Origin of the sequence: Flavobacterium acetivorans (assembly GCF_020911885.1) — a bacterium.
In the GTDB taxonomy this organism is placed as follows: domain Bacteria; phylum Bacteroidota; class Bacteroidia; order Flavobacteriales; family Flavobacteriaceae; genus Flavobacterium; species Flavobacterium acetivorans.
The window spans coordinates 1,956,892-1,969,254 of record NZ_CP087132.1 but is presented as its reverse complement, the minus strand read 5'-3'; the positions used below and the strand labels follow the sequence as shown (position 1 = coordinate 1,969,254).

The following is a 12,363-nucleotide window of genomic DNA, read 5'->3' as shown; positions in this document are numbered from 1 at the left end:
AACATGAACAACGATTTCATTAAATACCAAGCACAAACTTCCCCTCATCCATTGGGTATGGAAGTATCCTACGCAAAAGGCTCTTATATTTACGATTCTAACAATAAAAAATACTTGGATTTTGTAGCGGGCGTTTCCGCCTGCACACTAGGACACCAACCGGAAAGAGTAAACCAAGCCATCAAAGAGCAATTGGACAAATATTCTCATGTTATGGTTTATGGGGAATATTCTCAAAGCCCAGCAGTAGAGTTTTGCAAACTCATGGCCTCGCTCCTCCCCGAACCTTTGGACAAAACTTATTTAGTAAATTCAGGTACGGAGGCGATTGAAGGTGCTCTAAAACTAGCGAGACGCGTTACCGGCAGAAGCCAATTAATTTCTTGCCACAATGCCTATCACGGTAATACTATGGGATCAATGAGTATCATGGGATTTGAGGAACGCAAACAAATTTTCCGCCCATTAATTCCCGATGTTGATTTCATCACTTTTAACAATGAAGCCGATCTAGAAAAAATAACAACCAAAACAGCTGGAATAGTATTAGAAACCATTCAAGGTGGCGCCGGATTTATTCAGCCGCATAATGATTTTCTAAAAAAAGTACGAAAACGTTGCACCGAAATGGGCGCTTTGATGATCCTGGATGAAATACAACCAGGCTTTGGGAGAACAGGAAAACTTTTTGGCTTTCAAAATTACGATGTAGTTCCTGATGTAGTTGTAATGGGAAAAGGAATGGGATCCGGGATGCCCGTAGGAGCATTTACCGCTTCAACGGCAATGATGGATTTGTTGAGTGATAATCCAAAACTAGGACATATCACCACTTTTGGTGGTCATCCTGTCATTGCGGCAGCCTGCTTAGCCACCTTGAAAGAAATGACCGAAACTAATCTGATGCCCGAGACCTTAGATAAAGAAAAACTATTTAAATCACTTTTGGTACATCCTTTGATAGAAGAAGTTAGAGGAAAAGGGTTAATGCTTGCGGCTATGACAAAAAGCGCTGCAATAACAAATGAAGTGATATTAAAATGTCAAGACAAAGGACTTATTTTATTCTGGTTACTATTTGAAGGATGTGCGATTCGAATTACGCCGCCGCTTACGATTTCTGAACAGGAAATACGGGAAGGTTGCGCAATAATGTTAGAAGTAATGGATGAAGTTCAATTGTCAAATAAAATTGATTAACATAAAACTGTAATTACAAATCTGTATTTCATTTGTTAATTAAATTGTTCACAACAATTCTCCTTTTTCTTCATAACAACAGCAAGGATGCCTAATTTTAAATAGGCCAAATTCTAAAAAAACAAAGTATGCAATTAAGCAACGAAGAAGAAGATTATAGCTTATCTCTGTCAAAATTTGAGTCAATGTTAAAAACAAACAAAGTGCTCTTTTTTGACTCTGAAGAATTTGAAGAAATCATACTTCATTATCTAGATATGGGTAAGCCCGCTTTGGCAAAAAAAGCATTAAAACTAGCACTGGATCAACACCCAAAATCGACGGGATTGAAGTTGGTTCAAGTAGAAATGCTTGTATTTGACGACAAACTGGATATAGCGGAGAAATTACTCAACGAGCTATATGCCTTTGAACCTACTAATGAAGAAATTTACATTCAAAAAGCCAATATTTGCTCTAAACGTGACCAGCATGAAAAAGCGGTTGCCTACTTAGAAACGGCTTTAGAGTACACCGATGATTATGCCGATGTCTATAACTTAATTGGTATGGAATATCTGTTTATGGATAATCTGGAACTGGCAAAAGAAAGCTTTATTAAATGTCTTGAAGAAGATCTCGAAGACCAATCTGCATTGTACAATGTGGTATATTGCTTCGAATTTTTAGATCAAAATCTTGACGCGATTGCCTATCTAAATAAGTACATCGACAAAAATCCGTATAGCGAAATTGCATGGCATCAGATGGGGCGTTTGTACTATGGCGTAAAAGACTATGAAAATGCCATCCGTGCCTTTGATTATGCCACGCTGATTGATGACGAATTCTTAGGTGCTTTCATGGAAAGAGCCAAAGCTTACGAAAGATTAGAAAAATACGAAGAAGCAATTGAAAGTTACAACCGTACCATCGAGTTAGATGACGCGACTTCTTATGCTTTACTTCGAATAGGGAAATGCCACGAAAAATTAGGCAATACTGCATTAGCATTAAAATATTACAACGAAACTGTACATGAAGATCCTCTTTTAGACAAAGGTTGGGTTGCTATTACCGATTTCTATGTACGTCAAAAAAACTTTGAGAAAGCTTTATTTTATGTTAACAAAGCTTTAGCTATAGACAATCAAAACCGTTTGTACTGGAAACGATATGCCACAATAAACAAACAAATAAACTTCTTTGAAGAAGCTGAATTTGGCTATAGAAAAGCAGTAGAATTTGGTGATACAGGATTAGACACTTGGCTATTTTGGGTAGATATCCTTCAATTTTTAGGCGAATTTGAAAGCGCTATTCAAACTTTATTACAAGCCTCAGAATATTATCCCGAAGAAAACGAAGTGGAATACCGTTTGGCCGGATTGTACTTTATGATTCAAGACAATACCAAAGCAAAATTCCATTTAAGCAATGCTTTGCGATTGAATTTTGACAATTATATTCTTCTTGAAGATTTGTTCCCTGTGGTTTGGACTAAAAAAATGGTGCAAAATTATATTGCGAAACACAATAAAGAATAATGGTTGACATAGAAAAAAAACGCTTTGGCTTATTAGGACGCAACATTAGCTATTCTTTTTCAAAAGGATATTTTACTGAAAAATTTAAAAAAGAAAACGCCGAAGATTGTTCTTACGAAAACTTCGACATACCAGAAATCAATGCTTTTACCGAACTAATAAAGAGCAATCCCAATTTAAAAGGAATGAATGTAACTATCCCTTATAAAGAATCAGTTCTTCCTTTTTTAGATAAATTGTCAAAAAAAGCAGCTCAAATAGGCGCTGTAAACACGATTAAAATCACCAAAAAAGGCAAATTAAAAGGCTACAATACGGATTATTATGGTTTTCAAAAATCGCTTGAACCCTTATTGCAAGCCCATCATAAAAAGGCCTTAATTCTAGGGACAGGAGGCGCTTCAAAAGGAGTTGCTTTTGCTTTAGAGGAATTGGGGATTTCTTATGTTTTTGTATCCAGGGCTCCTTCAGAAAATGCGATTGACTACAGTCAAATTAACGATGAAACTTTCAATGAATATCAAATAATCATCAACTCGACGCCAGTGGGAACAAGCCCTAATATTGATGCTTTTCCGTTGATTCCTTACGAATTTTTTACTCAAAAGCACATTGCGTATGACTTGATATACAATCCTGAAGAAACCCAATTTCTTAAAAAAGCGAAAGAAAAAGGAGCGAAAATCAAAAATGGACTTGATATGCTTATTTTTCAAGCAGAGAAAGCTTGGTCCATTTGGAATAAATAAATCACATAAAACGGAAAGCCTTACAGCTTTGGATAATAAATTTTCACCGCAGATTCGCAAATTAAAAATCTTTTTAAAATTTGCGAATCTGCGGTGAAAATCTTTTAGAACTAAAGCTAACGCACTAAAAGCGCATCCTTTTAAACTATATTTGGGACCAATCAACCCAATTATTGGCATCATAGCGCCAAGAATCCTCATAAGCTTCCGGAATTCTTTTACCTGAAAAAACCATCAAAACGCTGTCTTTATCGTGTGCTTTTATACAATTAGCATATCCCATAGGCAAACAAATAACTTCACTTGTTTCTTCTGAAATTTCAAAAATTTCAGCCTTTAAATCTTTTGAAGGCGCATCCCAATCATCAATTTTAACAAAAGCAATCGTAAATGATCCTTTGACACATTGAAACCATTTTTTTTCAAATTGATGTGCATGCCAACCTCTTATAACCTTTGGATCTGGATGATGAATAAAATAATAACGCTCCACTTCTCCAAATTTAAAACTGTTCAAGGAGGAAATCTGACCGCGATGATCATTAAAAATCTCCCCTTTAATCACTTCTATTTCACTCATAATCTAAAATTATATTCTAAAAAAAACTCGATTAATAACCTCTAATATCCCCAAAAATGGGCTTCTGGACAAAAATAGAGCTTTGAACTAAAATCCCCTTCTCTCTTATAAAAATATTAAGAAATTAAACATTCTGTTTCAATACAAACCCAATAAAAACAATAAAATGTAACATAAAAACCTTTATTTGTTCAAAAAACAAAACTCAAACAAAAGACTCTTACAACTTTTAAAAACCAATTATATAGAACTAAACTAAATCTTAAATACAGTAAAATCTTATTTTTATTTTCCTTTTCGAATAGCAAAGCAATCAAACCTAATAGCAAGAAATTGCTTCGAAATGAAAAAAAAATTAACATAATACAACTATAAATAAAGGATTTATTTTGAATTTCAATGCGCCTTTACTATCTTTCGCATTCGATTTTAGTAAAAACCTTAAACATTGAAAAAATGTTAGAAGAAAAGAATGATAACCTGCTAAAAGCAGATGGAAATTTAGCCCAAGATTCAAATGAATCAAATCAGTCCAATACTGAAACATTGGAAACAGCCGCATTTGCAGAGCAAAATGACACTGTAGCTGCTGAGGATAACAATGTTTCGCCTCCGGATGAAGTGGCAAATAATGAGAAAACAACACCTTCAGACAAGCAAACAGCACTTGATGCTATAGCTGATACTAACGCAGAAGAAAGTGAAGACGAGACTTTAAAAGACCGTCATGAAATTCCAATGCAAGACTACGAGACCTTGTCTATGGAAATATTAGTAGATGAACTGAAAAAATTAGTTTCTACTGAAAAGGTAATGTCTGTAAAAGATCATATTGAAGAATTAAAAAAAGCCTTTTTAGCAAAATACAATCACTTTATTGAAGAGAAAAAAGAAGAATTTCACACTGAAAACCCTGATTCTACAGAGGAATTTCAATATCATTTTCCTCTAAAAGTAAAATTTGACCAATATTACTCTCTTTACAGAGACAACAAAAACAATCATTTTAAGAGTCTCCAGACCAACTTAAAATCCAATTTAGAAAACAGATTGGCCATCGTTGAGGAATTGAAAGAATTGATCAATCCGCAAGAAAACATCAAGGATACCTTAAAACATTTTAATGAATTAAGGGAGCGATGGAAAAATGCGGGACCGATACCTAAAGACAAATACAATCACGTATGGAATAATTATCATTTTCATGTGGAGAATTTCTACGATTATTTGCATCTTGACCGAGAAGCAAGAGATTTAGATTTCAAACACAATTTAGAACAAAAACAAAAAATTGTTAGCCGTGTAGAAGAATTGCTTCATGAAGTTGATGTTAACAAAGCCTTCAGAGAATTACAAGATTTACATAGAATTTGGAAGGAAGACATTGGTCCCGTTTCTAGAGAACATCGTGATGAAATATGGAATCAATTTAGTGATTTGACAAAAAAAATGCACGATAAACGTGAAGTTTTATTTGAAAAGCTTAGAGGTAGCGAACTTGAAAATTTAGAAAAGAAAAAACAAATAATCGCTGAAATTGAAGTTTTGGCAACCATTAGAGTCAATTCACACTCACAATGGCTGGTGCAGATTGAAAAAGTAGAAGCTTTAAGAACTGCTTTTTTCTCAACAGGAAAAGTACCTTCGGAAGTGAATGAAGAAACTTGGGCCGGCTTTAAAACGGCAGTCAGAAACTTTAATTCTTTTAAAAATTCGTTTTACAAAGACATCAAAAAAGACCAAAACGAAAATTTAAACAAAAAGAATGCACTCGTTGCCAAAGCACAAGAATTAAAAGACAGTGATGATTTTGAGGCAACTACACCAATCATGAAACAAATTCAAGAGGAGTGGAAAAAAATAGGGCATGTTCCAAGAAAATATTCTGATAAAATTTGGAAAGAATTTAAAGAAGCCTGTAATCATTATTTTGATAAATTAAAAGAGCAAAAGCATGATGAAAACAGTGAAGAGATGCAAGCTTTTGACAAAAAGAAAGCTTATCTGGAAACTCTAAGGGAATTTCAACTGACTGGTGACCACAAAACTGATTTGGATGCCATAAAATTGCATATTGAAAACTGGAAAACTTTTGGAAAAGTTCCTTTCCCAAGGAGACATATCGAAGGTAAGTTTAATAAAATCTTAGACGCCCTTTTTGACAAATTAAGTTTGAGTAAAAAAGATTCGGACATGATTCGTTTTGCCAATAGAATGGACAACTTATCAGAAAGCAATGATACTCGAAAACTGGAAAGCGAAAAGATTTTTATCATGCGTAAAATTGATGAAGTTCAAAACGAAATCTTTCAATTAGAAAATAACATTCAATTTTTTGCAAATACAAGAAATGCAAAAAAAGAAAATTCAATTGTTTTAGAAGTTCGCAAGAATATAGCGATTCATAAAGAAAACCTAGATACTTGGAAAGAAAAACTGAAACAACTAAGAAACCTCAACCAAGAATAAAACCATTTTTTTCTAAAAGAATTAACCTCATCCTAGCAATAGCATGAGGTTTTTTTTAGAAACCAATTGGCATGATAATTATCATTTTAATTATTCCAAAATCAAATTAATTTTGAACATAGAAAATTTCTTAGCTATGAAAAATTCAATGATTCAAAAATACAATGTTCCTGGTCCAAGATATACTAGTTATCCCACAGTTCCGTACTGGAATGAAGAAGCTTTTTTATATCAGAACTGGATTGACACCTTAAAAAAATCATTTGCAGAAAGCAATTCTAAAGAAGGTGGCATCAGTCTTTACATACACCTCCCTTTTTGCGAAAGCTTATGTACTTTTTGTGGGTGCAATAAACGCATTACAAAGAACCACGAGGTAGAAAACCCGTATATCGAAGCTGTTCTAAAGGAATGGACGTTGTATTGCGAGATATTGACCGAAAAACCCATGATAAAAGAGATCCATCTGGGTGGAGGAACTCCCACTTTTTTTTCGCCCAAAAACCTAGAACATCTGATCAATGGTATTTTTTCTAAGGCAGATCGTGCCGATGACTATGAGTTCAGCTTTGAAGGGCACCCCAACAATACTACTAAAGAGCATTTACAAAAGCTATATGATTTAGGTTTTAGAAGAGTGAGCTTTGGCGTGCAAGACTATTCTGAAAAAGTTCAAAAAGCCATTCATAGAGAACAACCCTTTCATAATGTTGCCAAAGTTACTTTTTGGGCTAGAGAAATTGGCTACACTTCAATTGGTCACGACATTATTTTTGGATTGCCATTTCAGGAAGTAGAAGATGTGGTAGACACCATTGAAAAAACTAAATCATTACAACCGGATCGACTGGCGTTTTACAGCTATGCACACGTTCCTTGGATCAAAGGGAACGGACAGCGCGGTTTTAAGGATAAAGACATTCCAAAAGACGAGAAAAAGCGAATGTTATACGAAATAGGGAAGAAACTATTATTCAAAAATGATTATCATGAAATTGGGATGGATCACTTTGCCCTAAAGACAGACAGCCTGTATGAATCCTTTAAAAATGGAGAACTACATCGCAACTTTATGGGTTATAGTTCTTCAAAAACACAACTGATGATTGGTTTAGGTGTATCTTCCATAAGCGACAGCTGGTATAGTTTTGCCCAAAATGTAAAAAAAATAGAAGACTATTACCAATTGCTAGAAGCTAATAAACTTCCCATATTTAGAGGGCATTTATTGACTACTGAAGACCTCATTATCCGCAAACACATTCTCAATCTAATGTGTCAATTTGAAACTTCCTGGAAAGACGAATCTATCTATTTTGAAGAAATTCCGGAAATTTTAACTCAATTGAAAGAAATGGAAAATGATAAACTCCTTATTATCGAAAAAGATAAAATTAGAGTTACAGAAGCTGGAAAACCTTATGTGCGCAATATCTGTATGGCTTTTGATTTACTTTTAAAAAGAAAAGCTCCCGCAACTAAATTATTCTCTATGACAATTTAAAACTGATATAGAACTTTTAAAACAGCAAAGCACACTATTAAGTGTGCTTTGCTGTTTTATCTAAAATAAAAAAAATACTAAAACTATTCATAAACTTTTAAGCTCAAAGAGAGCAAATCTCATAAAAAATCTCACTAATCTTTCTCCAACATCGCCACTAATTCATCTTTCATAAAAAGAAATCTGGCTTTTAATTCATGGGCATATTCATCAATAACAACTTCTTCGCCATCATTTATTCGATGAATTTTATGTTCTAATTCATGATATTCATCAAATAATTCTCTAAAATGAGGATTACTAACTTTCAGTTGATGAATTTTCTCCTGATATTCAGGAAATTCGTGCAATAAATCGTGTCTTTCCATCGCTCTTAAAATTTAAGTTAAATATAAGAAAAATTAATCTAATGACAATCAGGAGTTTGCTGAACAAACAAACTCATATTGGATGGAGAAATATAAGGAATCCCCAATCCTAAGCCTCTTAAAATGAATAAAACTCCAATAATCACAGCAACATAAGGAATTGCCTTTTGAATTTTATTACGGGTTGTAAGGGTTATGAAAGAATTCAAATAAACTATACTACTCATCATAGGTATTGTTCCTAATCCAAAAAGAATCATATACAACACACCAAAACCGACACTTTGCATCGCTATAGCTCCAAATAAAGCAACGTAAACCATACCACAAGGCAAATAACCGTTGAGTAAGCCTATAATGAACAATGATTTATAACTCTTGTTCTTAAACTGGCTCCCTAAACTTTGTTTAATTTTAGCGATAAGCTTAAAAACGGGTTTTGAAAAATTATATCTTGCAAAGATCTTCTCAGGAATTAAAACAATTAAAATCATGGCTACACCAATAAAAATTGACAATTTTTGCTGCATTCCAGCCATGAAAAAGCCTTTACCTACTAATCCAAAAATGAGTCCAATAGAGCCATAAGCGGTTAATCTTCCCAGATGATAAGTAAGAATCTGACTTACTTTCTTGGCAGGATTAGTCCTGTCTACTGGTAACATCATGGCTATTGGACCACACATTCCAATACAATGAAAACTACTGATTAAGCCGAATATAAAAGCGGTATAAAGCATGACCATTTTGGATTTTAGAATACCTATTTTAGAGCGAACATGATTAAAAATCAATTTTCAGTTTGAACTCTTTCTCTATTCTCTCTTAATTTTATGCCTATTTAATATAAATTGTTTTCTTAGTCAGGTATTGTTTCCCTTCATATTCCCATTCCATATTAAGGTCCCATTGACCGCCTACCAAATTTGATTTAGGTATGAGCAAAGATGGATTAGAAATCGAAATTGGGATTTCGAAATCAAATTTTTTATTAGACGGTCTATAAAGGGACACTTTTCCTTTAATTTTACTAGGTACAAAAACAGCTGGAAACACGATAGTAACTCCGTTTTCAGCGTTAGTTATAGTGGGTTTTTCAACTAAATCTTGCGCATTTTGTGCGCGTATCATTTCTTCATCAAAACGAGCATCGTGTTTGTAATATTCTTCGACAACCAAATCATTATCGTATTTTGAATCTGATTGCACTTTAATGACAAAATATAAAATAAAACCCATGAACAACGCTATAGCAATGGCAATTCCTTTTCCCCAATTGATTTTCATATATGTGAAATTTATTTGTTAGTGGTCATATATGGTCTCGACTCTTTATTTATTGATGTTTGCTTTCGCAAACATGACGTTAGTGGCGATTTCATAATTTTAGTTTAAAGTTTGAAGAAAGTTCTTCAAAATCTTTTTTTAGTCAAAACTTCGTGGACTTAAAAAAGTGGTGGTACTGGTTTCAATTTTCTCATCACCATTATAAACCTCAATTCTCAACTTTGTTTTATCACTTTCTAATAAATACTGCGGAATTTCAATAAACAAAGTGCCACTTTTCATCCCTTGTTTTGGTACGCTAAGCGTCTGACTTCCTACCACCTTTAATGTTCCTTTCAATTCTGTCAATTTGAAATGAATCTCTTTGAAATCATTATTGGTCTTATTAATAATTTTATAGGTAAAAACATTGCTAATATTATCCCCTTTATGTTGAAAAAGCTGCCCAGGTAATCTTAAGATAGTTGCTTCAACATCTGTTCGCAAAAACAACAATCCTATCAAAACCCCCACTAAGATGGCCAAGATTGCGGTATAACCCTTCATTCTTGGTGTGAATTTAAATGCTGCTTTTTTCTCAATTTCATCTTCCGAAGCATAGCGTATAAGGCCTTTAGGCAATCCTACACTTTCCATTATCACATCGCATTCGTCAATACAAGCGGTACAGTTCACACACTCCAACTGAGTTCCGTTTCGAATATCTATACCCGTTGGACAAACATTGACGCATTGTTTGCAATCAATACAATCTCCTTTTCCAGTTGTAGCCCTGTCTTCTTGTTTATTGAATTTGGCTCGACCAGCTTCTTTTTCGCCACGAACAAAATCGTAGGCTACATTTATGGATTTATTATCTAAGAGTACACCTTGTAATCTGCCATAAGGACAGGCAATAATGCAAACTTGTTCTCTAAACCACACAAAAACAAAATAGAAAACACCTGTAAAGATTGACAAGGCAATCAATGTACTCCAATGGCTTGCAGGACCTTCTTCTATCATTTCTATCAAAGTATCGCTACCGATAAGATAAGCCAAAAAAACATTAGCTATTCCAAAAGAAATCAATAAGAAAATAGTCCACTTAATACCTTTTTTTCTAATTTTTTCGGCATTCCATTCTTGTTTTGATAATCGAATTTGTGCTCCTCTGTCACCTTCAATCCAGTACTCAATTCGGCGAAAAACCATTTCTAGAAAGATCGTTTGGGGGCAGATCCAACCGCAAAATATTCTACCAAAAATCACCGTAAAAAGGATGACAAAAACCACACCCACAATCATAAAAAGAACAAAAATATAGAAATCCTGCGGCCAGAATGGAAAACCAAAAATATTAAAACGACGCTCCAAAATGTTAAACATCATGAATTGATTGCCGTTAATTTTTATAAAAGGATTGGCAATTAAAACAATCAACAGAAAATAACTAACCCACTTTCTGTATTCATAAAATTTCCCCGAAGGTTTTTTAGGAAAAATAAATTTCCTTTTTCCTTCACCATCAATTGTACCAATGGTATCTCTAAATGCTTGATCTGGTAATTTTGACATTTTTGAATGTTTTAACTTCTATTAAGCAATTTTGTATGCTATTTATTTTCTTCAACCCAAAGCTCTCCTTCGGCCTCTTTGGCATCTTTTGGATTACTTCCTTTCAATGACAATATATAACTGGAAACCGCCTGAATTTCTTTTGGTTTTAAAGTCCCTTTCCAGGCAATCATCCCTTTACCGTCACGTCCTCCATTTGAAATGGTATGGAAAATATCTTTAATTCCGCCTCCTAAAATCCAATTCTCATCAGTTAGATTTGGACCAATTTGTCCTCCTCCATCTGCTCTGTGGCAAGCTGCACAATTAGTTGTGAACAATGTCTCCCCTTTTGCTAAATCTGCAGGATCTGTCAATAGAGTAACTGTTTTTTCATCCATTAAGTCTGGCGCGTTTTTCATGTACTCAGCCACGTCAATCTTGGCCTGAGCCAATTCTTTTTTAAGCTCCATTTCCTGATTATCACCATCTAATATTTCAAATTTAACCAGATAAACTGCCGAAAACACGATACAAGCATAGAACAAATAAACCCACCATGGCGGCAAATTATTGTCTAATTCCTTGATGCCATCATAATCATGATTCAATAACAGACCTGCTTCGTTTTCAATAGGTTCGGTTTTGGTAAGGCTTTGCATTAGTTTTTTATACCATTGCTTTTCCCTGAAACTCTTACTATTTTCTTTTTCCAATTTCAACTTTTGGTCATCAGTAAGCAACTGATAAGTCACATTATCGATAGCACTTATTGTGATTTCTATCGCTATTAAAAGGAAAAGAAATACAAATAAAAACAATGAAACCATTGGGTATTTTATAAACGCCGGACGATCGCCTGAGTCAACAAAATATTCCGTTACGCCAAATATGACAAAGAAAATTATTAGTACTCTTAGATATGCTGGAATTAATTTTTTCATTTTAATTATTTTGAAATTATACTAATTAATTATCGTTCAATGGAATTTGACTCAACTCATTGATTTTTTCTTTTTTATAGGACACAACCCACAGAGCAAGTCCTACGAAGAAAAAAAAGAAAATTAATAATGACAGTATCGGATAAATCGCAACTCCTGCGATTGTTTCCATGTTATGTTTTATTTGTTCGAACATGACT

12 protein-coding genes are annotated in these 12,363 nt (G+C 33.9%); 5 read left to right on the top strand and 7 right to left on the bottom strand.

Features of this window, described 5'->3' with window-relative positions; all coding sequences use genetic code 11:
- Window positions 1-3: 3 nt before the first annotated feature.
- The 3 genes from LNP19_RS08675 to LNP19_RS08665 all read left to right on the top strand — a co-directional run bounded on the left by LNP19_RS08675 (window position 4) and on the right by LNP19_RS08665 (window position 3,475).
- The gene (locus LNP19_RS08675; RefSeq protein ID WP_230061536.1) at window positions 4-1,200 is read left to right on the top strand and encodes an aspartate aminotransferase family protein; all 1,197 of its coding nucleotides are present in this window, start codon (window positions 4-6) and stop codon (window positions 1,198-1,200) included.
- 128 nt (window positions 1,201-1,328) lie between these two features.
- On the top strand, window positions 1,329-2,726 hold the full coding sequence (locus LNP19_RS08670) for a tetratricopeptide repeat protein (RefSeq protein WP_230061535.1): 1,398 nt from the start codon (window positions 1,329-1,331) through the stop codon (window positions 2,724-2,726).
- The gene (locus tag LNP19_RS08665; RefSeq protein WP_230061534.1) at window positions 2,726-3,475 is read left to right on the top strand and encodes a shikimate dehydrogenase family protein; all 750 of its coding nucleotides are present in this window, start codon (window positions 2,726-2,728) and stop codon (window positions 3,473-3,475) included. The genes LNP19_RS08670 and LNP19_RS08665 overlap by 1 nt, the downstream gene beginning before the upstream one ends.
- A gap of 145 nt (window positions 3,476-3,620) precedes the next feature.
- Here LNP19_RS08665 and LNP19_RS08660 read toward each other — a convergent pair whose 3' ends face one another.
- Window positions 3,621-4,055: a WxcM-like domain-containing protein gene (locus tag LNP19_RS08660; protein WP_230061533.1), complete on the bottom strand. Its 435-nt coding sequence runs from the start codon at window positions 4,053-4,055 to the stop codon at window positions 3,621-3,623.
- A gap of 456 nt (window positions 4,056-4,511) precedes the next feature.
- On the opposite strand from LNP19_RS08660, the gene LNP19_RS08655 reads away from it, so the two are divergent.
- Together LNP19_RS08655 and hemN are read left to right on the top strand one after the other, a co-directional pair.
- Window positions 4,512-6,524 (top strand): DUF349 domain-containing protein, encoded by a 2,013-nt coding sequence (locus LNP19_RS08655; RefSeq protein WP_230061532.1) that lies wholly within the window; start codon window positions 4,512-4,514, stop codon window positions 6,522-6,524.
- A 136-nt stretch (window positions 6,525-6,660) separates the two neighbouring features.
- Window positions 6,661-8,028, top strand: a complete 1,368-nt coding sequence (gene hemN / locus LNP19_RS08650; protein WP_230061531.1) for an oxygen-independent coproporphyrinogen III oxidase — start codon at window positions 6,661-6,663, stop codon at window positions 8,026-8,028.
- A 134-nt stretch (window positions 8,029-8,162) separates the two neighbouring features.
- Here hemN and LNP19_RS08645 read toward each other — a convergent pair whose 3' ends face one another.
- The 6 genes from LNP19_RS08645 to LNP19_RS08620 all read right to left on the bottom strand — a co-directional run bounded on the left by LNP19_RS08645 (window position 8,163) and on the right by LNP19_RS08620 (window position 12,359).
- On the bottom strand, window positions 8,163-8,396 hold the full coding sequence (locus LNP19_RS08645) for an HP1242/YdcH family protein (RefSeq protein ID WP_230061530.1): 234 nt from the start codon (window positions 8,394-8,396) through the stop codon (window positions 8,163-8,165).
- A gap of 38 nt (window positions 8,397-8,434) precedes the next feature.
- The gene (locus LNP19_RS08640; protein ID WP_230061529.1) at window positions 8,435-9,136 is read right to left on the bottom strand and encodes a sulfite exporter TauE/SafE family protein; all 702 of its coding nucleotides are present in this window, start codon (window positions 9,134-9,136) and stop codon (window positions 8,435-8,437) included.
- 97 nt (window positions 9,137-9,233) lie between these two features.
- Window positions 9,234-9,683 (bottom strand): FixH family protein, encoded by a 450-nt coding sequence (locus tag LNP19_RS08635; protein WP_230061528.1) that lies wholly within the window; start codon window positions 9,681-9,683, stop codon window positions 9,234-9,236.
- Between the two features lie 138 nt (window positions 9,684-9,821).
- On the bottom strand, window positions 9,822-11,240 hold the full coding sequence (ccoG, locus tag LNP19_RS08630; protein ID WP_230061527.1) for a cytochrome c oxidase accessory protein CcoG: 1,419 nt from the start codon (window positions 11,238-11,240) through the stop codon (window positions 9,822-9,824).
- A 38-nt stretch (window positions 11,241-11,278) separates the two neighbouring features.
- A complete protein-coding gene (locus tag LNP19_RS08625) occupies window positions 11,279-12,163 on the bottom strand; it encodes a cbb3-type cytochrome c oxidase N-terminal domain-containing protein (protein WP_230061526.1) in 885 nt (294 codons plus the stop codon).
- A 25-nt stretch (window positions 12,164-12,188) separates the two neighbouring features.
- Window positions 12,189-12,359, bottom strand: coding sequence for a CcoQ/FixQ family Cbb3-type cytochrome c oxidase assembly chaperone (locus LNP19_RS08620; RefSeq protein WP_230061525.1), 171 nt, complete (start codon window positions 12,357-12,359; stop codon window positions 12,189-12,191).
- Between the last annotated feature and the right edge of the window lie 4 nt (window positions 12,360-12,363).